Raw genomic sequence first — 26,600 nt, forward strand, 5'->3', positions numbered from 1 at the left:
ATGGCAGGGGCATCCCGCTGATGTGATTTATCTCCTTGTTTTCTCTTCGACGCCACCAATCTCTATCCCCGAGAGGACGAAGGGCATTAATCTAAAGCCATGTTAAAGATCGGTCTGACAGGCGGCATTGGCTCAGGCAAGTCCACGGTGTCGAAAAAACTAGATGAAATGGGCGCGTTTGTCGTGGATGCTGACAAAATCGCCCGGGAAATAGTGGAACCCGGTGAGCCGGCGCTAGCTGAACTCGCAGAAGAATTTGAAGGCATCCTCAATGAGGATGGCACTCTTAACCGGCAGGAACTTGCACGTCAGGCTTTTGCTAGTCGCGAAGCGACGAAGAAATTAAACTCCATCACGCATCCTCGCATTCGTGAGCGCACAGATGAGCTTTTTCATGAGGCTGAGCTAGAGGGAGAGAAGGTTCTTGTCTACGACATGCCATTGCTCATTGAAAATGGTGAGGCGGACCGCGTGGATCATGTTCTGGTAGTGGATGCTCCCGACGACGTTCGGGTGAAACGGTTGACGCAGTACCGCAATCTGGATGAGAAGGATGCACGTGCTCGCATTGATGCGCAAATCGACCGCGAAACACGCCTAGCCGTCGCAGACACTGTTTTAGATAATTCCGGGGATCTCGAGGAGCTGATGGAACAAGTAGAGAGCTTCTGGGATGAGGTTGTTTAAACCCTGATCTGAGGCGGTCGCGGGCGTGGCTACACTGGTAGCCATGGCATTTGCAGCAGAGCGTCCAGAGCTTTCTTATTCCGAGTTTCGACCAGTCGGTGACATTGAACGAGCTGACGGAAAGTTCCAGGTCATCAGCGAGTATGAGCCAGCCGGTGACCAGCCTAAGGCAATTGAGGAGCTGGCGTCGCGAATTGATAAGGGCGAGCGCGACATCGTCCTTTTGGGTGCTACGGGCACAGGTAAATCGGCAACCGCGGCGTGGCTCATTGAAAAGGTTCAACGTCCCACGTTGGTGATGGCACCAAACAAGACCCTCGCAGCGCAGCTGGCCAATGAATTACGTTCTTTACTGCCGAACAATGCTGTTGAGTACTTCGTGTCCTACTACGACTATTACCAACCCGAAGCGTATATCGCGCAGACGGACACGTACATCGAAAAGGACTCGTCTATCAATGAAGATGTGGAACGTCTGCGCCATTCAGCCACGTCGGCGTTGTTGTCTCGCCGTGACGTAGTTGTAGTGAGTTCGGTGTCGTGCATTTATGGTTTGGGCACTCCGCAGTCCTATCTCGACCGTTCAGTGTGGCTGAAGGTCAACGAGGAGGTCGAACGCGACCGTTTTCTGCGCCTACTCGTGGATATTCAATACTCGCGTAATGATGTCTCTTTCACCCGTGGATCATTTCGAGTCAAAGGCGACACAGTGGACATCATTCCGGCATATGAAGAGCTAGCGGTGCGGGTGGAATTTTTCGGTGATGAAATAGATGCGCTGTATTTCATTCATCCCCTCACCGGAGAGATTATCCGTCAGGTTGAAGAGCTGAGGATTTTCCCCGCTACTCACTACGTAGCCGGTCCGGAACGTATGGAGAAAGCTATGCAATCCATCAGGGAGGAACTTGCACAGCGCCTCGAGGAGTTGGAAAATCGCGGCAAGCTCTTGGAGGCTCAACGTCTACGTATGCGCACAGAGTATGACCTCGAGATGATTCAGCAGGTCGGCTTCACCAGCGGTATTGAGAATTACTCCCGCCATATCGACGGGCGGGAAGCAGGAAGTGCACCGGCAACTCTCATCGATTATTTCCCCGAGGATTTCCTTACCATCATTGACGAGTCACACGTGACCGTTCCACAGATCGGCGGCATGTTCGAAGGTGATGCTTCGCGCAAACGCAATCTTGTCGAACACGGTTTCCGGTTGCCGTCTGCATTGGATAACCGCCCATTGACCTGGGAGGAATTCGACGATCGTAAGGGGCAGTGCGTGTATATGTCCGCAACCCCAGGCGATTATGAAATTGCCGCTGCTGGCGGAGAATTTGTTGAACAGGTTATTCGACCCACCGGGCTTGTCGATCCGAAGGTCGAGGTGCGCCCCACCGAGGGGCAGATCGATGATCTCATTGAAGAGATCCGTCAGCGTACCGACAAACAGGAACGAGTGTTGGTCACCACTCTGACTAAACGCATGGCCGAGGATCTTACGGACTACTTAGTGGAGCATGGCGTGAAAGTGCGGTACATGCACTCTGATATCGACACCCTCAAGCGTGTCGAGTTGTTGCGTCAGTTGCGCCTCGGTGAATTTGACGTGCTCGTGGGCATCAACCTGTTACGTGAGGGACTGGATTTGCCTGAGGTTTCCCTCGTGGCGATCCTCGATGCAGACAAGGAGGGATTCCTACGGTCGACCCGCTCACTGATCCAGACTATCGGCCGTGCAGCACGTAATGTCTCTGGCGAGGTCATCATGTATGCGGATAAGGTGACTGAGTCCATGCAGTTCGCTATTGATGAGACCGAGCGCAGGCGCGAGAAGCAGATCGCCTATAACCGCGAACATGGCATCGACCCGCAGCCATTGCGTAAAAAGATTGCCGACATATTGGATCAGGTGGCAGAGTTTAGCGGCGCCGCAGGGGACGAGGCACTGCTGAAAAAGGCTAACGTGCGGGCGGATGAAACACTCGCTGAGATGAGTGGGGGTGTTTCTGGATTCGGTTCGCAAGGAGGACAGAATCTCGCTCGTCCGGAACTCGAACAGCTTATCGCCAGCCTCACCCTGCAAATGAAGGAGGCTGCCCGCGAGTTGAGATTTGAGCTGGCAGGTCGGTTGCGGGACGAAATCGCGGACTTAAAGAAAGAGCTGAAAGGCATGAAAGAAGCCGGGATGTAGTCTGTGTGAGTAAGCCTGGCGCAGACGGTAGGATAGCACCCATGTACAACACGATCGTCGTCGGTACCGATGGTTCTGAGTCTTCCTTTTTAGCCGTCCGTCGCGCAGCGGGGATCGCGGCTGCGTTCGATGCCGAACTAGTTTTGGCTTCCGCCTACTACGGTTCGGATGCTGACGCACTATCGTCATCACGGGGGGATTCTAATGCCGTAGTCGGCGATCAGCGAGCGGATCAGGTTTTGGCCTCCGCCATTACCGTTGCCAAGGAGGAGGGAGCTCAGCAGGTCCGCGCACAGATGCGGGAGGGAGCTCCAGTTGAAGCGCTTATGGGCATTGTCAATGACCTCAAAGCTGATCTTCTTGTCGTGGGCAACCGAGGGATTAATTCTTTAACCGGGCGTTTATTAGGCAGTGTGCCGGCGGATCTCGCACGCCAATCACAGTGCGACACGATGATCGTGCATACCGTGGATTAATCTCCACGTCTGCTTACACCCTCCAGGGGAGTTCGCGGTTATGAACCACCGTTAGGCCTTGAGTAGCCCGCGTGAGAGCCACGTAAACATCGTTGAGTCCCATCGGTGAGGCCTCCACTATGTCCATAGGCTCTACGAGGATGACTTCGTCGAATTCCAGTCCTTTTGCCGAACGTGTGTCTGCCAGTACTACTTCCGCTCCGTGTGGAGTTTCGGCCAGAGTGTTGAGTTGCTGCACTTCTTCTGCGGCGAGGCTATCGGGGGCAAATAGGATCCCGATCATCCCGTGATCCGCCCTTTTTTGTGCGTGCGCCACGGCTTTGAGCAGGTGCGAACGCGCACAATAGGTCACGCCCGTGCCAGAGTCTCTGAGGGCAAGGGGCGCAGGTTGTTCTGGAGCAATGTCTTTGAGTAGTTGCGCTGCAATGTCAGCGATGTCTTTCGGCGTGCGGTAATTGACTGTAAGTTCGTGCATCTGCCAGCGTGAGTCAACAAAGGGCTGGAGAACATCTTCCCAAGAATCCACACCGGCGGGGTTGCCTGTTTGCGCAGGGTCTCCGACAATGGTCATCCACCTGTTCGGGGAACGGCGGAAAATCATCCGCCAAGCCATCGGTGAGAGTTCCTGCGCTTCGTCGACGATGACGTGGCCGAATGCCCAGCGCAGATCCGCGGATGCTCGCTGAGCGGTGCTTCGGATATCTTTTTCCCGTTGCCGATCAGCAAGGGTTTCTGCATCGATGACGTCATAGGCCATGAGTATTTCGGGAGCAAACCCATCGTCTAAATCTTGTGATGCTGATCCTGAGAGGATATCCAGGGCTTCCTGGGCTTCTGCTATCTTTGCCAACCATTGCTTGCGCTCTGTGGCCGCCGCTTCTTCGTCATCAATGATGCCTAGCATCTCGGCTAATTCGTCTAGTAGCGGTGTGTCCGCATCGGTCCAGGTAGGAGGCGTGGTTGACGAATCTTCTTCCGTGGCTTGGTGTCGGGTACGACGCCACCGTAGCCCCTCCCAGGTTTGTTCGTCGTACTCGGCCGCTGCCTCTTCGGGGGAGTCAAATAAGCGGCTCAAGACTTTCTCAGGGATGAGCACCGGCCAGAATTCATCCAGTGCAGATATTATTTCAGGTTCTTCGGCCAGATCATCGCGTAGTTGTGCGCGATCTGATGCAGATAGGAGGTTACTCCCTCCCAGTGGATCAGCCCCAATGGTCTCTGCCATGGCGTCGGCCAGAAGACTGAGTGCATGCTCGATGAAAAGGGGTCGCGCTTGATTGTGGGGCCGACGTGAGCGTCTGGCACGGGTACGAGAGGCACTCACCATGCGAGGGGTAAGCGCTATATCCACGCCATCGACGGTGAAAGTGATTGGCTGAGAAGGTATGGTCTGCCAGGTTTTCACGGCGTCGCTGAGGATGGTTACCATCTCGATGGAGCCTTTTACTTCTCGGGAGAGCAGCGATGACTCAGGAATGGCGGTTATCCCAGGTAAAAGGGTTCCTGGTGTGGCGAGAACCACGCCTGTTTCACCTAGGGAGGGGAGCACCTGTGATATGTACGCTAGGAAGCGATCATTGGGTCCGATGACCAGTACGCCAGACTTTTCGAGCTGATCACGCCAGGTATAGAGAAGAAAAGCTGCTCTGTGCAAAGCGACAGCGGTTTTCCCCGTTCCCGGGGCACCCTGTACCACGGTGACACCACGGTGGGGAGAACGGATAATAGCATCTTGTTCTGCAGCGATCGTTTCCACTATGTCGCGCATGTGGGGACTTCGGGCGCGGTTCACAGCGTCGAGCAAAGCGTCTTCAGTGGCGACGGAGGAAGTTGTATGGCGGGACGCTTCGGGGGAGGAGATGAGGTATTCATCAGAGACATCGGTGACCCGCCGTCCTCGAGTTTTGATATGCCGCCGTGCATGCACTCCATCGGGATGGAGTGTTGTCGCCAGATAAAAAGGTCGAGCCATCGGTGCGCGCCAATCCATGAGAAGGGTACGCATTGTTGCGTCGTTGTCATGCAGTCCGATGCGCCCGATGTAACGGCGGTCGAGGGGCGCTTCTAGGTGTCCCTTTGCGTCTGCAGTGTTGCCATCGGGGCTAGGATCAGCGCTGCTGCCTATGTCGCCAGTGATGGAGGTGGGGCAGATGACGGGATTCTCCGGCTCGTCATCTTCTACATCAATACGCCCAAACATGAGTCCAATTTCAGCTGCGGCGTAGGACTCTAACCGTTGGTTGATATCTCGCGCTTCCCGGTCACGCATCATCAATCCTTGCGGATCGTCGATATCAGCTTCTTTGCGGACGTCTTTGAGACGTCTCTCCAACTGAGAGCGTGCGGTATCCACGCGGTGAAGGAGGCTATCGAGATATTTCTGTTCTTGAAGAATCTCCTCATGGTGGTCCTGCCGGTTGGGGTCATCCGGAGGGCCTGATGGAGTACCTGCTGAGTTGGTGTCAGTCATGTTGTTCAAATAGGGGAAAGGATGCGTGATAGGCTCCGCGCTTCTTTGTGCTTGGATCCCGTCAGTGAAAGAAGCCAGTTTAGCTTATCGTCGCGTCCTAACAAGTGCGATGACCGTACCAACTGCACATAATGTCCATGTTCCGCATAAGACAGCCCACGCAGTAACGGAGACCCCATGGAAAAATGTGAGCCCAGAACCTCGGGATAGTAGCAACGATCCCAAGCTTACGGTTCCCACGGGGAATGTCATTGCCCACCAGCCCGGTGTGTAAGGCATTTTCTCCATCAAACCCCTGGCGGTGGTGACTATTGCCCAGAGAATCAGGGGCACCGCCAGAGTCATCATGACGTAGCCGTAGGCATCGGCGATATGCTGCACCGTTGTCTGAGCTTCAGGGACAAGGAATTGCTTTGCTTGGGAGGCAATAGACTGAGCCGCAGCTGTGGATTGTCCGACCATACCGATGGGGATCCAGCTGCTTGGTCGTGCAGCCAATGGAACCGGTGCGATTCTCCAATGGTGGTGATAGGCGGTTGCGAAGACGATCAGACCCAGGAATAGAGCAAGGAAGAAACAACATACTGTGGCCATGAGCATCCACACCTGGGCGGGGAGAGAACCGGTGTGGGTGACAAGGGCAGTTCCGGTGGTCGCGGAAACCATAGGAGGGACGATCGGAAGACCCCAGGTGAGATTTGGGGCACCGAGGTCACGCCCGATGATTTGTGCACCGAAACCAAAGGCTGTCGCCAAGCCGATCGCTGTGCCAATCGTCCATAACACGGTATCGGTCACCCACACCGCATGGGCGTGTTCGACCCAGCGAGAGGCAAGGACAGTGGCAGTCGCAGACCCCGTGGATAATACGCCCATGGAGACCATCCCCCATGTCACTAATACCGGTGTCTGGCGGAGCGTCTCGAGGAAAATGGAGGGTCGACGCGATACTCGTCCCGCAAAGGCCACGCTGAGACCGATGAGTAGTAGCCAATCGACCGTTAGCAAAAATAATGCGAAGGGAGGACCTGCGACGGCATCGCTCCAATGCATAGAGGTAAGGAGGGCTAGAATTCCGGTGCCCATAACGGATCCATACCACTGTGGGCCGGCTGCCGGTAGCTGAGCGGGAGAAGTCGTGGTCATGCCATCTACTCTGTACTGTCACGGGAATTTTCGGTAGCGGTAAATTCTGTATGGCGGGTATATCCTATGAATATGTCTACCTGGCCGGAACTCACTGCCCTTGAACTCCTCGTTACTGTGGCGGACTACGGCTCCCTCTCGGCTGGAGCGCGTGCCGTAGGAATGGCGCAACCCAATGCCAGTCGTTCAATCGCACGCTTGGAACGGCAACTCGGGGTATTGCTTCTTCACAGAGCGACAACAGGCGCGACGCTCACCGCTGAGGGGCTTTTGGTGGTGGAATGGGCACGGGACGCTGTGGAAGCGGCTTGCAGACTCGCCCTAGGCGTGGCCTCACTGAGAGGAGGGGAGGCAACCCCATTGCAGGTATCCGCGAGTCAAACTGTGGCTGAGCATCTGCTGCCTCGTTGGATCAGTTCTCTACGCCAAGCTGATTCCTCCTTACAGGTGGAAGTGAAAGTCCTGAACTCTTCGCGTGTCGTGGAGGATATACGCGCCGGGCATACTGACATTGGTTTCGTTGAATCTCCTACTATTCCCGGCGACCTGCATAGTGTTACGGTTGCTCACGATGAGTTAATTGTCGTGGTTGCGCCGGGTCATCCGTGGGAAGGCACCACAGTGACGGCATCTCAGCTAGCACAGACAGCCTTGGTCACACGCGAAGCTGGCTCTGGCACCCGGGTGGCGCTTGATGCTGCATTGGGGAGAGCGGCCATTTCAGCCGTCGAGATGCCAACGAACGCCGCCGTACGTGTCGCAGCTCAAACCGGAACGGCACCTGCTGTCCTTAGCCGCTTGGCGGTATCAGAATCGATCGCCAGTGGGGCTCTGAGGGAGGTAACTACAGATTTCTCCATCAGCCGCGAACTCCGTGCGGTGTGGACTGGACCGAGGCGATTAAGAGGAGAAGCCCAGCGTTTTATAGCGGCTATTGTGCAACCGTTCGGGGTATAAGTGCGGATCCTAGCTGACCCACGGAGTGAAATTACGCATCCTGATTGCCCGTGTATGGTTTCAACGAACGGCGTACAGGTAGGCGCGCGAGGATCTGATGGATAACGAACAAACAGCTAATACAGAAATGCATAAAGCGGACCCGGGGGAACGTATTCCCCAGGTCCGCTCAACCCGTCATACCGAAATTAGCGGTACTTCTTGGCCTGCTTCTTGGCTTGTTTGCGGTATTTCTTGGCCTGCTTCCGAGCGTTCTTTTGAGCCACTTCGGCTTGTTTGCGAAGTTCCGTGCTTTGTTCCTTGGCACGTTCACTCAATGCAGCAGCCTGGACAGAGAGATTATCTGCCTGGTTGGATGCGAAAGCTTGAGCCTTCTCGGAGAAATTGGCGGCGGACTCTTTCCACTCGTCGGAATGGTCGTCCACGTACGCGACCAAAGCGTCTTTACCTTGGAGTGCGGATTCCTTGGCCTGAGCAGCGCCCACCTTGGCCTTCTCAAAAAGATCAGATGCCTGAGTCTGAGCGTTCTCTAGCATCTTTTCCTGCTCAGATTTTCCTGGCAGAGCTTTCTGGACGCGCCATTTCAAACCAGGCTTGCCGGCAGTGTCCTCAGCAGTGATTGCGAGGCCGCCGAGCAAAGCCAACTCAGTGATGAGGCCACGCTGCTTAGTTTTCTTTACGTCCTTATCCTGTTCGGACCAGAAAGCATTGCGAGTGATCGCGGTAGGAACCTGAATAGCAGCCAACACCGCTGCACCTAGACGAGGAGCCTTTGAGGTGCCTAGCAATGCAGCGCCGGCGATCTTCGTACCAGCGACGAGGCGTACTGAGGAGACCTCGTCCTTCGGGATGAAAGATGCGACGTTGGGTGGAAGAAGGCGGCGAACGTTTCCGACGATGGCTTGAGCTTCTGCCGTGTGTTCGGTGGTGTTCTTCAACATCTGAGCACCATCGACAGCAAAAACAGAAGCCAGCAGTGGGCGGGCGAGTGAGCGAATCATATTGTTGTTACTCCTTACGAGTTCCTTTTGTTGAGGACTTCTTAAGCCCAGCTGATCAACCAGCCTACATAAAAGTTGGAAGCGTGGTGGCGACTCCTGACATCGCCGATGAAATGGGACGAACGTTGTGGCCGGTTGCCGAATTACCAGCCTCGTTCTCTCCACTGCTCAAGCTTCGGTGCTTCAACTTCGACGCGTGTGGAATCTCCGTGTCCCGGGTGGACGAGGGTATGTCCTGGTAGGGAAAGAATACGCGTGCTGACATCGGAGAGGAGCTGTTCAAAATCCCGTTTATTATTTGTTTTGCCCACACCTCCTGGGAAAAGAGAGTCACCAACGAAAGCTCGCGGAGGCTCAAAGAAGTGTGGGTTCAGGGCGATTACGGCTATTCCGCCGGGGGTATGTCCACGCAGCTCAACAGTGGATAGTTCCATGCCCGAGAAATCTCCAGACAAACGGAGATTTTCCAGCTGACCCTCGTCATTACCGTAGATTTCATCGACGTGCGCGGGGAGAGCTTCGGCATCGTAACGTCCGGCGTGATGGACAGCTCCAGTTATCCGGAGTACTTCTTCAAGAGCTTGTACGTGGTCGAAGTGTTGGTGAGTGGTGAGAACATCTGTGATCCGGACATCAGCTGAATCGGCCACTGACAATAAATGCTCTGCATCATCCGCTGCATCGATTAACAGTGCGTTTTGGTTAGGCGCCACGATAAACCAACAGTTGTTATCCATCTTGCCGACGGTGGTGTGAATGAGAGTACTGCCTTCACCCAGATGGACAGCTTGTATGTTACGTGGTTGTTCTAGGTGCTGAATCTCGTGAACAAATGGAAGAGGACGTTTCGTCATGCACCCCACCGTAGCCTGAAACGAGGCTTTTGTGCCGGCAGTAGTGGCGTAATTGCTCGCGCAATGATGGGTAAGTGACATATCGCGTAAAGTTGAGCGATTGGTAGAACTTCTGCTCTATAAGTGGAACGTCTGCTCAGGACAGCGGATCGTTCCTCATGAAATCTTGCACCCCTTATGAACCCCATGAACCCCTGTTAGGAGAACCCAGTGGCAGATAGGTTGATCGTCCAAGGTGCTCGAGAGCACAACCTCAAGGGCGTGGACATCGACTTGCCTCGCGACACAATGATTGTGTTTACCGGTTTGTCCGGTTCAGGAAAGTCTTCGCTGGCTTTCGACACAATCTTCGCGGAAGGACAGCGCCGGTACGTTGAATCGCTCAGTTCCTATGCGCGCATGTTTTTGGGGCGCATGGACAAACCAGATGTGGATCTTATTGAAGGTCTGAGCCCGGCGGTATCTATTGATCAAAAATCGACGAATCGTAATCCTCGTTCTACCGTGGGAACGGTCACAGAGATTTTTGATTATCTGCGTCTGCTATATGCACGCACTGGTGTTCCGCATTGTCCACAGTGCCACGAGGTGATTCAGCGCCAGACCCCACAGGAGATCGTGGATCAGGTGTTGGCCATGGAGGAAGGCCTCAAATTCCAAGTTCTCGCTCCCGTGGTGCGTACCCGCAAGGGGGAGTTTGTCGATCTCTTTGAAGACTTGGCTTCCCAGGGCTATTCACGCGTCATGGTTGATGGTGAGATTCACCAGCTGTCGAATCCGCCAAAACTGGAGAAACAGGTGAAGCACGACATAGATGTGGTGGTGGATCGCCTCCAGGTGAAACCTTCTCAAAAGCAGCGCCTAACTGACTCGATTGAAACGGCGTTGAAACTCGCTGATGGCATCGTGGTACTGGACATGGTGGGGTTGGACGATGATGATCCCCAGCGTGTGCGCCGTTTCTCGGAGAGGATGGCCTGCCCAAATGGGCATGAGCTGACTCTGGATGAGTTGGAACCGCGGACGTTCTCTTTCAACTCTCCGTATGGTGCATGCCCAGCTTGTGATGGCCTAGGTACCCGCCTCGAGGTTGATGAGAAATTGGTGGTCCCAGATGAAGACGCGCCGTTGATTTCTGCGATTGCCCCGTGGAACTCCAGCCCTAATAGCAAGTACTTCGTTAAGCTGCTGAGCGCTCTGGCGAAAGAGTTGGACATTGATCCCAAAACGCCGTGGAATAAGCTGACGAAGGCTCAACAAAAAGCGGTGATGAATGGGCATTCTGCGCAAATTCGTGTGTCTTACCGCAATCGCTATGGCCGCGCGCGCAATTATTCCGCACCGTTTGAAGGTGTTATGCCGTTTCTCAAGCGCAAGATGGATCAGACGGATTCGGATTGGGCGAAAGATCGGTATCGCAGTTATATGCGTGAGGTTGCTTGTCCGACATGTCAGGGAACTCGCCTCAAACCTGAGGTGTTGGCCGTGACGCTAGCCTCAGGGGACCGTGAGCTCTCCATCGCTGAGGTGGCGGATCTTTCGATAGCTGATGCGAGCGAGTTTCTCGACAATCTGAGCCTCAGCAAGCGTGATGAAATGATTTCCGGCGCTGTGTTGAGGGAGATTCAAACTCGTTTGAAATTCCTCTTAGACGTGGGCCTGAATTATTTGTCCATGTCGAGGTCTGCCGGCACCCTTTCCGGCGGGGAGGCGCAGCGTATTCGTTTGGCGACGCAAATAGGTTCGGGCCTGGCGGGTGTGTTGTATGTCTTGGATGAACCATCCATTGGCCTGCATCAGCGTGATAATGCCCGCCTGATTTCCACTTTGGAGCACCTGCGAGATTTGGGAAATACATTGATCGTGGTTGAGCACGATGAAGATACGATTCGCACCGCTGATTGGCTAGTGGATATCGGTCCCCGGGCGGGAGAGCTTGGTGGGGAGGTGGTGTACCAGGGCGAGCCCGAGGGAATTGTCGAGGAGGAGCGCTCCATTACCGGTCAGTATCTGTCCGGCAAGAGGGTGCTAGCCGTTCCCCAATCACGCCGTGAAATTGACCCTCAGCGCATGTTGACGGTGCACGGCGCTCAGGAAAATAATCTGAAGAACATCGACGTGAATATTCCGCTTGGTGTGCTCTGTTGTGTGTCTGGAGTGTCCGGTTCCGGTAAGTCTTCGCTGATTAATGGAATTCTTGCCCGTTCCCTGGCTAATAACCTTAACCGGGCGCGCCTGGTGCCAGGCCGGCATAAGAAGGTGACTGGTTTAGAGCATTTAGACAAGTTAGTGCAGGTGGATCAAAGTCCCATTGGTCGAACCCCACGTTCTAACCCTGCGACTTACACTGGGGTTTTCGATAAGATCCGTAAGCTCTTTGCGGAAACTACCGAGGCTAAGGTGCGTGGCTACACGGCGGGGCGCTTTTCGTTCAATGTGAAAGGCGGCCGCTGTGAAGCTTGTCACGGGGATGGCACGTTGAAGATTGAGATGAATTTCCTGCCAGATGTGTATGTTCCCTGTGAGGTATGCGAGGGTGCTCGCTATAACCGTGAAACCTTGGAAGTTTTGTATAAAGGGAAGTCCATCGCCGAGGTTTTGGATATGCCGATCGTGGAGGCAGCCGAGTTCTTCAGGCCCGTCACGAGCATCTCGCGGTATTTAGACACCTTGGTGGATGTGGGGCTGGGTTACGTTCGTTTAGGTCAAGCTGCTACCACTTTGTCCGGTGGTGAGGCTCAGCGTGTGAAGTTAGCTGCGGAGCTCCAGAAGCGGTCGAATGGCCGAACGATTTATATCCTCGATGAGCCCACCACAGGTCTGCATTTTGAAGATATCCGCAAGCTGATGTTGGTGATCCAATCTCTGGTGGACAAGGGGAATTCGGTGATTATCATTGAGCACAATCTCGACGTCATTAAGGCCGCGGACTGGATAGTGGACATGGGGCCTGAAGGAGGTTCTGGCGGTGGAACGGTGGTTGCCGCAGGCACTCCTGAAAATGTTGCCATGGTTGAAGACTCACACACCGGGCGGTATCTCAAGGTCATTCTGTCGAATGAGTGAGCCATTACAGTACGAGATGAAAACCGCGTGGAGGATTTGGAGTTAGCCGGAGCCGCTGCTATCATCAAAGCCACTACCGTCTGAGTTCTTTTCGGACGGTCAATTCTCGCGTGACCTTAAGAGGTCATCGCATGAAAGACCGGTACGGATTGACTAGACTGCAAGTGGAGTTCCTTCTCCCACCTGCGACCGCCACCTAGTGGTTGGGCTCGGGTCATGCACACGGCAGCATTTGTGGCGTCGCTCCTGAATTGAGAGTGACATGGAGACCATAAATGCATTTATCTGGTCGTGAGCTGGGGGATATGAGAAACAAAAAGAGGACTTCACGGGCAGAATCGGTATAGAACACTAACCACTGCTGACTGAGGAGTTCACATTAGCGCTGAAGCTCGCATCAACGACCGTATTCGAGTCCCTGAGGTCCGACTCGTCGGTCCTGGCGGCGAACAGGTCGGAATCGTCAAAACTGACGATGCTCGCAAGCTGGCCTATGAAGCAGACCTTGACCTAGTTGAGGTTGCGCCGAACGCCAAGCCGCCTGTAGCCAAAATCATGGACTACGGCAAGTTCAAGTATGAGCAAGCCCAGAAGGCTCGAGAAGCTCGCAAGAACCAGCAGCAGACCGTGGTGAAGGAACAGAAGTTCCGCCCAAAGATCGACGATCACGACTATGAAACCAAGAAGGGTAACGTAGTTCGCTTCCTCGACAAGGGATCCAAGGTCAAGGTCACCATCATGTTCCGTGGACGTGAGCAATCCCGCCCGGAGCTTGGCTTCCGCCTGCTGGAGCGACTAGCCAACGATGTCGAAGAGCACGGCATTGTCGAATCTCGACCAAAGCAGGACGGCCGCAACATGACCATGGTCCTAGGCCCGATCCGCAAGGGCAAGAAGTAGTCCCTCGTAGACACTCCTAATAGCTAGAGGATTTTCACCAATGAAGCAGAAGACCCACAAGGGTGCCGCTAAGCGCATCAAGATCTCCGGTTCCGGCAAACTGCGTCGCGAGCAGGCTAACCGCCGCCACCTGCTGGAGGGCAAGCCTTCCACTCGTACCCGTCGCCTCAAGGGCACCAAGGACGTTTCCCCAGCTGATACCAAGCGCATGAAGCGCCTGCTCGGCAAGGCTTAGTTCCTGCCCCAGCGCCCGAACTTTTTGCACCATCACCTACATCCGTAAAGACTTAGAAAAGGACGTATCACTGTGGCACGTGTCAAGCGCTCTGTGAACGCTAAGAAGAAGCGTCGCGAAGTACTGAATTCCGCCAAGGGCTACCGTGGTCAGCGCTCCCGCCTGTACCGCAAGGCTAAGGAGCAGATGCTCCACTCCAAGACCTACGCGTTCCGCGATCGCCGCGCGCGTAAGGGCGAATTCCGTAAGCTGTGGGTCCAGCGCATCAATGCTGGCGCCCGCGCTAACGGCCTAACTTACAACCGTCTGATCCAGGGTCTGCGCCTTGCTGAAATCGAGGTGGATCGCAAGATCCTTGCTGAGCTCGCCGTCAATGATGCGCCTGCATTCGCTGCGCTGTGCGAGGCTGCTAAGGCTGCCCTACCAGAGGATGTTAACGCTCCAGCTGCTTCCTAAGACGCACGCTTGTGAATCGCGTTAAGCGCCGATACTCTAAGTTGAGTGTCGGCGCTCATGGCGTGTGGGGGATCTTTTGTGTGGGTTTTGTTTGCGACGAAGTGCTCGAATCTGTACCCGAACACTCGGGTCTCTGCACTCTAACTAGCAGAATGCTTATCCCAGTGTTTTTGCTTAATTGGGTACCCGTCCCGGCGTGTGCATAGCTGATTACCCATTTCAGCCCTGACGAACCGATGCGCCCACAACTGGGTGTCCGCCTCCGCGTATCCATAACGCTCGACGCCGCCAACTTCCCATAAAACTGGGGCTGTAGACTGGCCAATTATGAGCGAAAAGGAACTGTTCACCGAGCGGACTCCCAGCGTCGTCAATGCCGCCAAACTGCACAGGGCTTCCGCCCGTAGAAAAGCTGGAGTTTTCATCGTCGAGGGGGAGAATTCGGTGGAGGCTGCTATCGCCACTGGTGCTGCCAGAGATGTGTTCGTTACGGAAAAAGGCGCAAAGAAATTTGAACCGATTATTCGCGCAGCTGGCTATATGAATGTCTACGTGCACTACATCACCGAACGCGCGGCGAAACATTTGAGCGACACATCTCATACCACCGGTTTGTTTGCAGTGTGCACTCCTGTGCTGTGGTCTACCGGAAAAGCCATCAAGGGACGGCCGAACTTGATATCGGTCCCGGTGCTTACAAGCGACCCCGGCAACGCGGGCACTTTGATCCGAGTATCCGATGCTGTGGGTGCGGATGCCGTTATTTTCGCCGGAGAAACGGTCGACCCTCAATCCTGCAAGGCAGTGCGTTCTTCCGCTGGATCCCTGTTCCACATCCCTGTGGCTCGCGATACCAACATCAAAGATGTGCTTGGTCAGTTGCGTGCCAAAGGGTTGCAGATTCTCGCTACCGCAGCGGATGGCGAAGTGAGCCTAGACAGCGCCGCTGAGTTGTTACAGCAGCCCACTGCTTGGCTATTCGGTAACGAGGCGCATGGGTTGGGTGAGGAGCTGTTGGCGGAAGCGGATTGTCGCATACGTATTCCAATCCGCGGTCGTGCCGAATCGCTAAACCTTGCGACGGCAGCCTCGATTTGTCTCTATGAGTCAGCCAAGGCGCAGTCTCTGGCTCACCATTGCTAAGATATTTCCGGTACTTTTATGGGGTTGACCATCCAAGGTATCCCTTTACTACATATTCGCGAGGTGCGTGTTGTCTGATTCCGTTGACTCTACGGTGGATCTGTCCGAAGCTGCTTTGGAAGCTGCAGCCGACGCTGCAATCGCTGCTTTTGAGCGTGCTGCAGACCTAGACGAGCTTGCTATAGCGCGGCGTGAACACCTAGGAGATGACGCACCAATCCCGGCTGCTCGCCGTAGTCTCGGTTCCCTTCCGAAGGATCAGCGTAAGGACGCCGGACGCCGAGTGAATATGGCGCGCGGTCGAGTTGAAAAACGCTTGAGTCAGGTGAAAGATGACCTGGAACGCAAGCGCAATGAAGAAGTTCTCAGGGCAGAGCGCATCGATGTCACCGAACCAACCACCCGAGGTCAGTGTGGCGCTCAACATCCCATCACTATTCTCAATGAGCATATCGCGGACATTTTTATCGGCATGGGCTGGGAAATTGCGGAAGGACCAGAGATTGAAGCAGAGTACTTCAATTTTGATTCCCTGAATTTTATTCCGGATCACCCTGCGCGTACCTTGCAGGATACATTCCACATTGCTCCGGAAGGCTCCAAGCAGGTTCTGCGTACGCATACTTCTCCGGTGCAAATGCGTACCATGTTGTCTCGCGAACTTCCCATCTACATCGCCTGTCCTGGCCGCGTATTCCGGACTGATGAATTGGATGCCACCCACACACCGGTTTTCCATCAGGTTGAAGGCCTAGCCGTGGATAAGGGCTTGACTATGGCTCACCTCAAGGGCACCTTGGATCACCTAGCTAAGACACTTTTCGGTCCAGAGACCAAGACCCGCATCCGTCCGAACTATTTTCCGTTTACGGAACCTTCGGCCGAAGTGGATGTGTGGTTCCCTGACAAGAAGGGAGGGGCAGGCTGGATTGAATGGGGAGGCTGCGGAATGGTCAATCCTAACGTCTTGACTGCTGCTGGTATCGACCCAGAAGAGTATTCCGGTTTCGCCTTCGGCATGGGCATTGAACGCACGCTGCAGTTCCGCAATGGCCTGCCCGATATGCGCGACATGGTGGAGGGGGATGTGCGCTTCACCCTTCCATTCGGAGTGCGGTAGAAGCGCCGCGTAGCCCTGGCTCTTGTTACAGGCTAGGCGTCGTATAGAACAACGTTGTCCAGGGCAACAGCACAACGTCATACAGACCAACACTGTGTAACCTCATATCCCAGCGGAACCTCGAAAGAAAAGAACACACAATGCTCATCTCCCAGTCATGGCTGACCCGTATCCTGCAAACCGCCAACCCAAGCTGGTCCGTCGACGCAGAAGAATTCGACGCAGGCTTCGTTCGGGTCGGTTTCGAGACCGAGGGCTATGAACCAATACCGGAAACCACCGGTCCGCTGGTGCTCGGGCGAGTGGAGAAGATCGAGGAGCTGGAAGGCTTTAAGAAACCAATTCGCTACTGCCAAGTGAATGTTGGTACGGCCAATGGGACCGGGGAGATGCAGAAAATTATCTGCGGCGCGCGAAATTTCGCCGAAGGCGATTACGTAGTCATCTCCTTACCCGGGACCGTGCTTCCCGGTGGTTTTGAGATAGGAGCTCGTAAAACCTACGGAAAGATTTCCGAAGGAATGATCTGCTCCGCGATGGAAGTGGGGATGACCTCGGTACAGAACTCTGGCATCATCACCATCCCTGAGCCCGAGATAGAACGCCTCGGTATGAAGCTCGGGGATGATGCGCGTCCACTACTGGGATTGGACGATACAGTTTTCGATGTCAACATCACGCCGGATCGTGGCTATGCACTCTCGGCGCGAGGCTTGGCACGTGAACTGGCGTCGAGCTTTGACCTGCAATTCCGAGATCCGGCGACTGATCCTGCCGCCGCAGCCCTGGATGACGATCTTCTCGCCGGGCTTCCAGGCACCGACGGCGATGTGCAGAAAATCGAGGTGGACGCGGATACCCAGTGTTCCCTTTTCGCGATGCGCAAAGTGGTGGGGATTGACCCTAAGGCAGAATCACCGCTGTGGCTTCAACGCGAGTTGATGCTTTGCGGGGCTCGCCCTGTCAACGCTGCCACCGATGTGACCAACTACATCATGTTCCTTCTTGGGACACCGATGCATGCATTCGATGCTGAAAAGATATCGGGTGCATTGCATGTTCGCTGTGCGCGTGAAGGGGAGAAGCTCACAACCCTAGACCATGTTGAGCGTGAGTTGCACGCGGAAGATGTGGTCATTGCTGACAATTCGGGTATTCAATCCCTCGCGGGAGTGATGGGTGGTACGACGTCCGAGATTTCCGACGAGACCACCGATGTACTCTTTGAAGCTGCTCACTGGGATCAGATCACCATCGCTCGAACCTGTCGACGCCACAAGTTGAGTTCGGAAGCGTCTCGGCGTTTTGAACGTGGAGTCGATCCAGCAGTTATCACTGAGGCTTTGGACTATGCGGTCTCACTGCTGGTACGCATTGCAGGTGGTCGCGTCGTAGAAGGGCGAACCGTTGTTGGTGAAGTTCCGACGATGCCTACCATCACCATGCATACTTCGCGTCCCGGCAAGGTTGCGGGCATGATTTACCCGGATGGTACGACTATCGGCCGTCTGCGTGAGATTGGCTGCACCGTGCGAGAAACTGGTGATCGCGATGGTAACGGGGCACGGGAGATTGAGGTGACACCTCCAACGTGGCGCCCCGACTTAACTATGCCAGCTGAGCTCGTCGAGGAAGTCCTCCGTCTGCAGGGGCTCGAAGATATCCCCTCGGTGGTTCCTACCGCTCCAGCGGGTCGAGGTCTAACTCCTCGCCAGCGCATGCGTCGCTCGGTGGGTCACGCCCTGGCGTGGGCTGGTTACGCAGAGATTATTCCGACCCCATTTATCGCCAATGATGTGTTCGACGTGTGGGATCTGGATGCAGACGATCCGCGACGCGTGACTGTGAAGGTTCAAAATCCGTTGGAAGCCGACGCCGCATGCATTGGCACTACGCTATTGCCGTCCATGATCGATGCGTTACGCCGTAACGTGACACGTGGTCAGCGAGATGTCGCCTTGTTTGGTATCGCGCAGGTAAGCAAGCCGGAGAGTAGTGAGCAAAGTTCACCGATGCCATCGGTTCAACAGCGCCCCAGTGACCAAGAGCTTAAAGAACTATTAGCTTCTCTGCCTCAGCAGCCATTGCACGTCTCTGTCATTGCTACCGGCAACAGGCAGTTGCAGGGAATCTGGGGTGAAGCCCAGGCTTTCACTGCGCGTGACGCTATTGAGTCCGCTCGTGTTATTGGGCGTGCTGCTGGTGTGGAGTTCACATTCCATAACGCGGAATATCTTCCGTGGCATCCGGGTCGTTGTGCAGAAATCCGGGTTGGGGATACGGTGGTAGGACATGCGGGTGAGTTACATCCTCAGGTATGTGAGCGAGCACATGTTCCGTCTCGAACGGTTGCGTTGGAGATCGATCTGGACGCTCTTCCGTTAGAAGAGACTTTCCCGCGTCCGGTGCTGTCGCCATTCCCCGCTGTGCTGCAGGATGTCGCGGTTGTGGTGGATTCGACAATCCCAGCGTCAGACGTTGAGGACGCATTGCGTGTCGGAGCCGGTGAGCTGCTCGAAGATATCCGTCTTTTTGATATTTACACTTCTGACGCGCTGGGCAATGAAAAGCGTTCTCTTACTTTCTCCTTGCGTTTCCGTGCATGTGATCGGACCCTCACAGAAGAAGAAGCCAGCGAGGCTCGCAAAGCTGCAATTTCAGAGGCGGAAGAGCGAGTGGGCGCCGAACTGCGTGGATAATTCTCACGTTTGTGAATAGTTTGCATTTAGGTGTGAACTAAGGCACTATTGGATACATGCTGAAAATCGCCGTTGCAGGAGCTAGTGGTTATGCCGGGTCGGAAGCACTTCGTCTTCTGTTAGCTCACCCTGGCTATGGAAAAGACTTCGAAATCGGGAGTCTCACTGGAGGTTCCAACGCGGGTAACCGCTTTGGAGACCTCGTTCCCCACCTTCCTCAGTTAGCTGACCGTGTGTTGGAGGATACAACGCGGGACATCCTCGTGCAGAATGACGCAGCGATTCTCGGTCTTCCTCATGGGGTCTCAGCCGCATTAGATCTGCCAGAGAACATGTATGTTGTCGACTGCGGTGCAGATTATCGCTTGAAGAACGAATCAGATTGGGATCGCTACTATGGCTCGGAATATGCGGGTCATCACACATATGGCATTCCTGAACTGCCTGGTAACCGTGATCTGATTAAGAAATCCCGCTATATTGCCGCGCCTGGTTGTTTCCCCACAGGTGCCACCTTGGCTGCAGTACCCGGCATCGCCGCAGGGCTTATTGCCCCACAGATCAGCGTGGTGTCAGTTACCGGTGTTTCTGGAGCAGGGAAAAAACCAGCCGTCAGTCTTCTCGGGGCAGAGACAATGGAAAATGCTCGCGCGTATAACGTAGGCAAGCATCGCCATACTCCTGAGATTCGCCAAAACCTACAGGCGGTTGTCCCAGATAATGAGGATGTGTACGTCACTTTCACACCGGTGTTGGCCCCAATGAAACGTGGGATCCTTACTACCGTGACTGCCCCAGCACGTGGCAGTATCCAAGACATTCGGAAGGCCTATGAGGACTTCTGCGCTGCTGAGCCTTTCTTATTGCTGCTTCCTGAGGGCCAACAACCTGAAACGCAGAGTGTTCGCGGCTCTAATATGACCCACATTCAGGTGGAAGAAGTTGATGGAATGGTCGTGGTGACCAGCGCGATCGATAATCTAACTAAGGGCACCGCTGGTGCCGCTGTTCAGTGTCTCAACCTCATGCTGGGATGGGACGAAACCGCGGGTCTTCCGCAGACGGGAGTCTAAAGTACTCATGACCGAACACGGATCGTCAACGCATCCTGCATCCGAATCCGTCGGAGAACAAGAAACTGGCATTACCGTTCCCGCCGGCTTTTCTGCAGCGGCGGTGAAGGCTGGAATAAAACCATCCGGCAATCCGGATATGGCCCTGATCGTCAATCACGGACCTTTGTACACCGCGGCGGCGAGGTTCACCTCCAACCGTGTCGTGGCTTCTCCGGTGAAGTGGACGCGTTCTCATAACGATGGTCGTTTTCGCGCCGTCGTGGTCAATGCCGGCAATGCAAATGCTTGCAATGGTGCACAGGGAGATGCTGATGCTCAGACTACCGCAGAGAAAGCCGCTGAGATTCTTTCCATCGACGCTCAGGACGTGGCGGTTTGTTCCACGGGCTTGATCGGTGATGTCCTGCCGATGGACAAGATTCTTGGGGGCGTGGAAGAACTGGTCCCGCTACTATCCGAGGAGGTTACAGCAGGGCATGCGGCGGCTGGAGCCATCATGACAACCGATCTGGTCCAGAAAGAATCTGTGTATCGCGGTAAGGGCTGGTCCATCGGTGCAATGGGCAAAGGCGTTGGCATGATGGCGCCGTCCTTGGCGACCATGCTGGTTTTTATCACCACCGACGCAGTAATTGAGGACTCCGAGCAGCTTTCTGATGTCTTGGGCGCAGCCACGAAAGTCACTTTTGATTGCCTTGATGTAGACGGTTCCACTTCAACCAACGATACTGTGCTTCTCATGGCATCGGGTGCTTCCGGAATAACTCCAGATGCTCAAGAATTGAAAGATGCAATTCACCAGGTCTGTCTTGACCTTGCTATGCAGCTACAGGCTGACGCAGAGGGTGTTACCAAACGCGTGTCCATTACCGTGAAAGGAGCAGCTACCGACGAACAAGCCAAAGACGCTGCTCGAGTTGTGGGTCGCGATACCTTGTTTAAGTGCGCCATGTTCGGTTCTGATCCGAATTGGGGGCGCGTATTGGCTGCAGTAGGAATGGCCCCGGTGGAGATGGATCCGGAAAGAATCAGCGTCTCTTTCAATGGCTATCCTGTCTGCATAAATTCTACCGGTGCTCCCGGAGCCCGTGACGTAGATCTCTCTGGTGCCGATGTGGCAGTTGAGATTGACTTGGCAGTGGGGGAGGGACAGGCCACTGTGTGGACGACGGATTTGTCCTACTCCTACGTGAACATCAATTCCGAATACTCCACTTAAGAAAACGCACGCACGAGAACTCATATACACGCGAAAGCACACGCACGATGGCGTCCGGAAGAAAGCAGCAGAAATAATGACGAGTCCTTTACCAGAGTCCATGGATCCGCGGAGATCGACGGAAGGTCTGAGTCCCAGCCAGCGTTCCCATGTGCTTGCGGAAGCACTCCCGTGGCTGCTGCACTACCGCGATAAAATCGTCGTGGTGAAGTATGGCGGCAACGCCATGGTGGACGAGGAACTGAAGCGCGCCTTCGCAGCAGACATGGTCTTTTTGCGTACCGTGGGGGCACGTCCTGTTGTTGTGCACGGCGGCGGACCGCAGATCAATCACATGCTGGAAACAGTAGGTCTGAAAGGGGAGTTCCGTGGTGGTTTCCGCGTGACTACTCCAGAGGTCATGGAATACGTACGCATGGTGCTTTTCGGTAAAGTCGGCCGTGAGCTGGTCGGCTTGATTAATGAGCACGGTCCATTTGCAGTGGGAACCTCTGGCGAAGATGCCGGTTTGTTTACCGCAACGAAGAAGATGGTGAACGTAGACGGACAGCAAGTCGACATCGGCCGCGTTGGGGATATCACAAATGTTAACGCCGATAGCCTTTTTGACCTTATCGATGCTGGTCGTATTCCGGTGATCTCCACAATCGCTCCTGATGAAAAGGGAGACGTTTATAACATCAATGCCGATACGGCCGCGGGCGCTTTAGCCGCAGCTTTGGGAGCGGAACGCCTTGTGGTGTTGACCAACGTGAAGGGTCTCTACACTGATTGGCCGAATAAAGACTCGCTGGTGTCCCGCATCAGTCCAGACAATTTGGAAAAACTCATGCCGTCCCTGGATTCCGGAATGATCCCGAAGATGGAGGCATGCCTCAACTCATTACGCACCGGAGTATCCGCTGCCCACGTGATCGACGGGCGTCAACCACACTCTGTGATCCTGGAGCTCATGACCCCCGGTGGAATTGGAACCATGGTGACTGATGATGAATGGAAAGGGGTTGATCCCAGCGATGCCTGCCTCAGCCAATAAAACGGAATTAACAGCTTCCCCTGATAACTGGCAGACTCATTGGAACTCTGCTCTGATGGGAAATTACGGTACGCCGCAAATTGAACTCGTGAAAGGGAGCGGAGCCGTGGTCGAAGATAGCGAAGGCAATCACTATCTCGATCTGCTTTCGGGCATAGCTGTGAATGCCCTTGGGCATGCACATCCGGCCATCATTGAGGCGGTCACCAAACAGATTTCCACTCTGGGACATACGTCGAATATCTTCGCCCATCCCCAGGTCATCACGTTGGCCGAGAATATTCGTGATTTGTTGGGTGATGAAGCAAAAGATGCCCAAGTTTTCTTTTGCAACTCAGGCGCTGAGGCGAATGAAGCTGCTTTCAAGATTGCCCGCGCAACAGGACGCCCTCGGATTATTTCTGCTGAAAAGGGTTTCCACGGTCGCACCATGGGTTCATTGGCGCTAACTGGACAGCCTGATAAGCGCAGGCCTTTTGAACCCATGCCTGCAGGAGTGGAATACGTTCCTTACGGTGATATCGATGCACTGCGCGCAGTGTGTGACGAGAATGTCGCGGCAGTTTTTATGGAGTCTATTCAGGGTGAAACTGGCGTGATTCCAGCCCCGCGAGGTTTCTTCTCTGACCTGCGTGCGTTATGTGATGATTTAGGGATCCTCATGGTTGTCGATGAAGTTCAGGCTGGTATGGGGCGGACGGGAGAATGGTTCGGATTCCACGTGGACGATGTCTTGCCGGACGTTGTCACTCTGGCCAAGGGGCTTGGAGGCGGCTTGCCGATAGGAGCCACCGTCGCGATGCCCAAGGCACAGTTGCTTGCCAAGGGAATGCATGGCACCACCTTCGGTGGTAATCCCGTCGTATGCGCCGCGGCCAACGCCGTGATCGACACGATCAAAAAAGAAAGTTTATTGGACAATGTCCGCCGCGTCGGGGGCTACATTGCGGAAGAACTTGCAGCTCACCCGCGTGTTAAAGAAGTACGGGGACGTGGTCTCATGCTGGGTGTTGTGCTGGATAAGCCGCTCGAGGTTGATCCTCTCGACTACGGTCTGATCATCAACAAACCATCACCAGATGTTTTACGCCTCGTGCCGCCGTTAAATCTCTCCTTGGAGCAGGCACAAACTGGCGTCGAAAAGATGAAAAACATGTTGGACGCATAGGGAAGAAAAGAGGAGGACACATCATGCTACGGAGGCATTTCCTCGCCGATGACGACGTCACCCCGGCCGAGCAAGCCGAAATCTTGCAGCTAGCGGCTGAATTAAAAGCCAATCGATACGACAATGAATACCGGAACCTACTAGAACGCCGGTCAGTGGCGGTTTTATTTGATAAGACCTCCACACGCACGCGTTTTTCTTTTGATGCTGGGATTAACGAACTAGGCGGCAATCCGATTGTTGTCGACTCCGGCAATTCCCAAATGGGCAAAGGCGAAACATACCAAGATACCGGGGCAGTGCTCTCACGTTTTGTCAGCGCAATTGTGTGGAGAACTGCAGCCCACAGCAATTTGGAAAACATGGCACAAACGGCCACTGTCCCAATCATCAATTCGCTGTCAGATGATTTTCATCCGTGCCAAATCCTTGCCGACTTACAAACCATAGAAGAGAAAAAAGGCAAGCTCACAGGCTTGAATGCTATTTATTTCGGCGATGGGGCGAACAACATGGCACATTCTTACATGCTTGGTTTCGCCACCGCTGGTGTGAATATCACCATTTGCGCGCCGGAAGGTTTTCAGCCAAAGGAGGAGTTCGTTGTGCGGGCTCGTCGCCGAGCTGAAGAAACCGGAGCTACTGTGACAGTCACCGATAAGATCGCCGCCACGGGCATGGATGTGGTCATCACCGATACCTGGCTGTCAATGGGAATGGATCCCAACGAAGACCGCAGCAAACTTAAGGCCTATCAGGTCAATGCCGACGTCATGGCTGAGGCAAACGATGGTGCCATTTTCATGCACTGTTTGCCTGCCTACAGGGGAAGCGAGGTGACCTCTGAGGTTATTGACGGACCGCAATCCGTCGTATTCGACGAGGCAGAAAACAGGCTCCACGCACAGAAGGCACTGATGGTATGGCTTCTGCGATGACCCGCTCTGCCCGCCAGGCAAAAGTTGGGCAGATCATCACAACTCACAAGGTGTCCAGCCAGAGGCAACTCATCGATATGCTCACGGCTGAAGGTGTGGAGATCACTCAGGCGACGCTGTCTCGCGATCTTGTGGACATCGGTGCCCGTAAAGTGCGCACGGACGGCGAGGTGTATTACTCCGTATCCGACGAAGTACGTATTGATGGACCTGATAAGTTACGCCGGGTACTGGCGGAGTTGCTTGTTGCTACCGACTATTCGTCCAACATCGCTGTACTGCGCACCCCACCCGGGGCAGCACAATACCTTGCGTCCATCTTGGATCGTAGTGAGGTAACTCAGTTGGCAGCCACAATCGCCGGTGATGACACGGTATTTGCCCTAGCCCGGGAACCAATGACCGGCTCCGAGCTGGCGGACTACTTCTCGCATTTGGCGCAAGGCTAGACTCGTTATACGGCTAAACAAATAGACGGCTTATCCTCGTAATAAGTCATAAGAGAATTAATAGAACATAAAGAGCGCGAAGCTCGATGGGAAGGAAACTAAAGATATGAAGGATCGCGTAGTTCTCGCGTACTCCGGTGGACTGGATACCACTGTGGCCATCAGTTGGATCGCAAAGGAGCGCAACGCTGAAGTGGTATGCGTCTCCATCGACCTGGGCCAGGGTGGAGAAGACATGGAGACTGTCCGCCAACGTGCACTTGGCGCCGGCGCTGTCGAGTCCATTGTTGTTGATGCGCGCGACGAGTTCGCGAATGAGTACTGCCTCCCAACCATTAAGGCTAACGGCATGTACATGAAGGAGTACCCGTTGGTCTCCGCTATCTCTCGCCCGCTGATCGTCAAGCATTTGTCTGACGCCGCTAAGGAGCACAACGGAACTGCCGTTGCACATGGCTGCACTGGTAAGGGTAACGATCAGGTGCGCTTCGAGGTCGGCTTCGCCAATACCGCTCCGGATCTAGAGATCATCGCTCCAGTACGTGATTACGCGTGGACCCGCGAGAAGGCTATTGCGTTCGCTGAGGAAAATGGCATCCCAATCGAACAGTCTAAGAAATCCCCGTTCTCCATCGACCAGAATGTTTGGGGTCGAGCCGTGGAGACCGGTTATCTGGAAGATTTGTGGAATGCTCCGACCAAGGATGTTTACTCCTACACCGAGGATCCAGCCCTCGGACAGGCTCCAGATGAGGTCATTCTTTCCTTCGAAGCCGGTGTGCCTGTAGCCATTGACGGCCGCAAGGTCACTGTTCTTGAGGCTATCGAGGAGCTCAATCGCCGGGCAGGCGCCCAGGGCATTGGGCGTCTGGATATGGTTGAGGATCGTCTTGTGGGCATCAAGTCCCGTGAGATTTATGAAGCACCCGGAGCCACGGTACTGATCCGGGCGCACGAGGCTCTTGAGGCCGTCACTGTGGAGCGCGAGCTCGCACGCTACAAACGTCTGGTGGATGCCCGTTGGTCGGAGGAAGTGTACGACGGCCTCTGGTTTGCTCCTTTGAAGCGCTCGTTGGATGCGTTTATCGAGTCCACCCAGGAGAACGTTACCGGCGATATCCGCATGGTTCTTCACGCTGGCCACATTGATGTCAATGGCCGTCGTAGCTCCAAGTCTTTGTACGACTTCAACCTTGCTACTTATGACGAAGGTGATTCTTTCGACCAGTCCATGGCCCGTGGTTTCGTAGAACTGCATGGATTGTCCTCGAAGATCGCTGCAAAGCGTGACTTCAGCTAAGAGTCGCCTTTTGAGG

At 54.6% G+C, this 26,600-nt stretch carries 22 protein-coding genes; 18 read left to right on the forward strand and 4 right to left on the reverse strand.

The window, feature by feature from the left end; genetic code table 11:
• The first annotated feature begins 99 nt into the window (after positions 1 to 99).
• Genes coaE through GP473_RS03830 form a run of 3 tightly spaced genes read left to right on the forward strand, consistent with a single transcriptional unit; the run spans position 100 to position 3,351 of the window.
• Positions 100 to 687, forward strand: a complete 588-nt coding sequence (coaE, locus tag GP473_RS03820) for a dephospho-CoA kinase (RefSeq protein ID WP_185769041.1) — start codon at positions 100 to 102, stop codon at positions 685 to 687.
• A gap of 43 nt (positions 688 to 730) precedes the next feature.
• A complete protein-coding gene (gene uvrB, locus GP473_RS03825; protein WP_186277174.1) occupies positions 731 to 2,875 on the forward strand; it encodes an excinuclease ABC subunit UvrB in 2,145 nt (714 codons plus the stop codon).
• 41 nt (positions 2,876 to 2,916) lie between these two features.
• A complete protein-coding gene (locus GP473_RS03830) occupies positions 2,917 to 3,351 on the forward strand; it encodes a universal stress protein (RefSeq protein ID WP_185769039.1) in 435 nt (144 codons plus the stop codon).
• Positions 3,352 to 3,364: 13 nt separating this feature from the next.
• Here the strand turns inward: GP473_RS03830 and GP473_RS03835 are convergent, their stop codons facing one another.
• Entirely contained in the window at positions 3,365 to 5,821 is a 2,457-nt protein-coding gene (locus tag GP473_RS03835; RefSeq protein ID WP_186277175.1) for a HelD family protein, read from the reverse strand.
• 84 nt (positions 5,822 to 5,905) lie between these two features.
• The gene (locus tag GP473_RS03840; protein ID WP_185769037.1) at positions 5,906 to 6,967 is read right to left on the reverse strand and encodes a TDT family transporter; all 1,062 of its coding nucleotides are present in this window, start codon (positions 6,965 to 6,967) and stop codon (positions 5,906 to 5,908) included.
• A gap of 66 nt (positions 6,968 to 7,033) precedes the next feature.
• Between GP473_RS03840 and GP473_RS03845 the strand changes: the two genes are divergently transcribed.
• Positions 7,034 to 7,924, forward strand: coding sequence for a LysR family transcriptional regulator (locus GP473_RS03845; protein ID WP_246394903.1), 891 nt, complete (start codon positions 7,034 to 7,036; stop codon positions 7,922 to 7,924).
• Between the two features lie 188 nt (positions 7,925 to 8,112).
• On the opposite strand, the gene GP473_RS03850 is transcribed toward GP473_RS03845, so the two are convergent.
• Both GP473_RS03850 and GP473_RS03855 read right to left on the reverse strand, forming a co-directional pair.
• The gene (locus tag GP473_RS03850) at positions 8,113 to 8,925 is read right to left on the reverse strand and encodes a DoxX family protein (RefSeq protein ID WP_185769035.1); all 813 of its coding nucleotides are present in this window, start codon (positions 8,923 to 8,925) and stop codon (positions 8,113 to 8,115) included.
• A gap of 143 nt (positions 8,926 to 9,068) precedes the next feature.
• Positions 9,069 to 9,779 carry an MBL fold metallo-hydrolase gene (locus GP473_RS03855; protein WP_186277177.1) on the reverse strand — a complete coding sequence of 237 codons (711 nt, stop codon included), beginning with the start codon at positions 9,777 to 9,779 and terminating at the stop codon, positions 9,069 to 9,071.
• 210 nt (positions 9,780 to 9,989) lie between these two features.
• On the opposite strand from GP473_RS03855, the gene uvrA reads away from it, so the two are divergent.
• The 14 genes from uvrA (at position 9,990) to GP473_RS03925 (ending at position 26,584) form a co-directional block, all read left to right on the forward strand.
• Entirely contained in the window at positions 9,990 to 12,845 is a 2,856-nt protein-coding gene (gene uvrA, locus GP473_RS03860) for an excinuclease ABC subunit UvrA (RefSeq protein ID WP_186277178.1), read from the forward strand.
• A 378-nt stretch (positions 12,846 to 13,223) separates the two neighbouring features.
• Positions 13,224 to 13,745, forward strand: coding sequence for a translation initiation factor IF-3 (gene infC, locus GP473_RS03865; RefSeq protein WP_185769140.1), 522 nt, complete (start codon positions 13,224 to 13,226; stop codon positions 13,743 to 13,745).
• Positions 13,746 to 13,785: 40 nt separating this feature from the next.
• Entirely contained in the window at positions 13,786 to 13,980 is a 195-nt protein-coding gene (gene rpmI / locus GP473_RS03870) for a 50S ribosomal protein L35 (protein WP_185769032.1), read from the forward strand.
• A 72-nt stretch (positions 13,981 to 14,052) separates the two neighbouring features.
• A complete protein-coding gene (gene rplT / locus GP473_RS03875; protein WP_186277179.1) occupies positions 14,053 to 14,436 on the forward strand; it encodes a 50S ribosomal protein L20 in 384 nt (127 codons plus the stop codon).
• 327 nt (positions 14,437 to 14,763) lie between these two features.
• Positions 14,764 to 15,579 carry a TrmH family RNA methyltransferase gene (locus tag GP473_RS03880; RefSeq protein WP_185769030.1) on the forward strand — a complete coding sequence of 272 codons (816 nt, stop codon included), beginning with the start codon at positions 14,764 to 14,766 and terminating at the stop codon, positions 15,577 to 15,579.
• Positions 15,580 to 15,649: 70 nt separating this feature from the next.
• Positions 15,650 to 16,699 (forward strand): phenylalanine--tRNA ligase subunit alpha, encoded by a 1,050-nt coding sequence (gene pheS / locus GP473_RS03885; RefSeq protein WP_185769029.1) that lies wholly within the window; start codon positions 15,650 to 15,652, stop codon positions 16,697 to 16,699.
• A 140-nt stretch (positions 16,700 to 16,839) separates the two neighbouring features.
• The gene (gene pheT, locus GP473_RS03890) at positions 16,840 to 19,398 is read left to right on the forward strand and encodes a phenylalanine--tRNA ligase subunit beta (RefSeq protein ID WP_186277180.1); all 2,559 of its coding nucleotides are present in this window, start codon (positions 16,840 to 16,842) and stop codon (positions 19,396 to 19,398) included.
• Positions 19,399 to 19,454: 56 nt separating this feature from the next.
• Positions 19,455 to 20,471: an N-acetyl-gamma-glutamyl-phosphate reductase gene (gene argC, locus GP473_RS03895; RefSeq protein WP_185769027.1), complete on the forward strand. Its 1,017-nt coding sequence runs from the start codon at positions 19,455 to 19,457 to the stop codon at positions 20,469 to 20,471.
• A 7-nt stretch (positions 20,472 to 20,478) separates the two neighbouring features.
• Positions 20,479 to 21,693, forward strand: coding sequence for a bifunctional glutamate N-acetyltransferase/amino-acid acetyltransferase ArgJ (argJ, locus tag GP473_RS03900; protein WP_186277181.1), 1,215 nt, complete (start codon positions 20,479 to 20,481; stop codon positions 21,691 to 21,693).
• A 100-nt stretch (positions 21,694 to 21,793) separates the two neighbouring features.
• Positions 21,794 to 22,729 (forward strand): acetylglutamate kinase, encoded by a 936-nt coding sequence (gene argB, locus GP473_RS03905; protein ID WP_186277263.1) that lies wholly within the window; start codon positions 21,794 to 21,796, stop codon positions 22,727 to 22,729.
• The gene (locus tag GP473_RS03910; protein WP_185769138.1) at positions 22,710 to 23,897 is read left to right on the forward strand and encodes an acetylornithine transaminase; all 1,188 of its coding nucleotides are present in this window, start codon (positions 22,710 to 22,712) and stop codon (positions 23,895 to 23,897) included. Before argB ends, GP473_RS03910 begins: the two co-directional genes overlap by 20 nt.
• A 23-nt stretch (positions 23,898 to 23,920) precedes the next feature.
• Positions 23,921 to 24,835: an ornithine carbamoyltransferase gene (gene argF / locus GP473_RS03915; protein ID WP_185769025.1), complete on the forward strand. Its 915-nt coding sequence runs from the start codon at positions 23,921 to 23,923 to the stop codon at positions 24,833 to 24,835.
• On the forward strand, positions 24,820 to 25,284 hold the full coding sequence (gene argR / locus GP473_RS03920) for an arginine repressor (protein WP_246394905.1): 465 nt from the start codon (positions 24,820 to 24,822) through the stop codon (positions 25,282 to 25,284). The genes argF and argR overlap by 16 nt, the downstream gene beginning before the upstream one ends.
• Before the next feature lie 106 nt (positions 25,285 to 25,390).
• Positions 25,391 to 26,584 (forward strand): argininosuccinate synthase, encoded by a 1,194-nt coding sequence (locus GP473_RS03925; RefSeq protein WP_185769024.1) that lies wholly within the window; start codon positions 25,391 to 25,393, stop codon positions 26,582 to 26,584.
• Positions 26,585 to 26,600 lie beyond the last annotated feature (16 nt).

The sequence above is a fragment of the Corynebacterium anserum genome, from assembly GCF_014262665.1.
Classification (GTDB): Bacteria; Actinomycetota; Actinomycetes; order Mycobacteriales; family Mycobacteriaceae; genus Corynebacterium; species Corynebacterium anserum.

Coding starts and splice junctions, on each gene's coding strand:
- rpmI (WP_185769032.1), top strand. CDS start 13,786: ATGAAGCAGAAGACCCACAAGGGTGCCGCTAAGCGCATCAAGATCTCC.
- argJ (WP_186277181.1), top strand. CDS start 20,479: ATGACCGAACACGGATCGTCAACGCATCCTGCATCCGAATCCGTCGGA.
- GP473_RS03910 (WP_185769138.1), top strand. CDS start 22,710: ATGCCTGCCTCAGCCAATAAAACGGAATTAACAGCTTCCCCTGATAAC.
- GP473_RS03845 (WP_246394903.1), top strand. CDS start 7,034: ATGAATATGTCTACCTGGCCGGAACTCACTGCCCTTGAACTCCTCGTT.
- GP473_RS03855 (WP_186277177.1), bottom strand. CDS start 9,779: ATGACGAAACGTCCTCTTCCATTTGTTCACGAGATTCAGCACCTAGAA.
- argF (WP_185769025.1), top strand. CDS start 23,921: ATGCTACGGAGGCATTTCCTCGCCGATGACGACGTCACCCCGGCCGAG.
- argC (WP_185769027.1), top strand. CDS start 19,455: ATGCTGAAAATCGCCGTTGCAGGAGCTAGTGGTTATGCCGGGTCGGAA.
- GP473_RS03830 (WP_185769039.1), top strand. CDS start 2,917: ATGTACAACACGATCGTCGTCGGTACCGATGGTTCTGAGTCTTCCTTT.
- GP473_RS03880 (WP_185769030.1), top strand. CDS start 14,764: ATGAGCGAAAAGGAACTGTTCACCGAGCGGACTCCCAGCGTCGTCAAT.
- pheT (WP_186277180.1), top strand. CDS start 16,840: ATGCTCATCTCCCAGTCATGGCTGACCCGTATCCTGCAAACCGCCAAC.
- coaE (WP_185769041.1), top strand. CDS start 100: ATGTTAAAGATCGGTCTGACAGGCGGCATTGGCTCAGGCAAGTCCACG.
- argR (WP_246394905.1), top strand. CDS start 24,820: ATGGCTTCTGCGATGACCCGCTCTGCCCGCCAGGCAAAAGTTGGGCAG.
- uvrB (WP_186277174.1), top strand. CDS start 731: ATGGCATTTGCAGCAGAGCGTCCAGAGCTTTCTTATTCCGAGTTTCGA.
- argB (WP_186277263.1), top strand. CDS start 21,794: ATGGATCCGCGGAGATCGACGGAAGGTCTGAGTCCCAGCCAGCGTTCC.
- GP473_RS03840 (WP_185769037.1), bottom strand. CDS start 6,967: ATGACCACGACTTCTCCCGCTCAGCTACCGGCAGCCGGCCCACAGTGG.
- GP473_RS03835 (WP_186277175.1), bottom strand. CDS start 5,821: ATGACTGACACCAACTCAGCAGGTACTCCATCAGGCCCTCCGGATGAC.
- GP473_RS03850 (WP_185769035.1), bottom strand. CDS start 8,925: ATGATTCGCTCACTCGCCCGCCCACTGCTGGCTTCTGTTTTTGCTGTC.
- GP473_RS03925 (WP_185769024.1), top strand. CDS start 25,391: ATGAAGGATCGCGTAGTTCTCGCGTACTCCGGTGGACTGGATACCACT.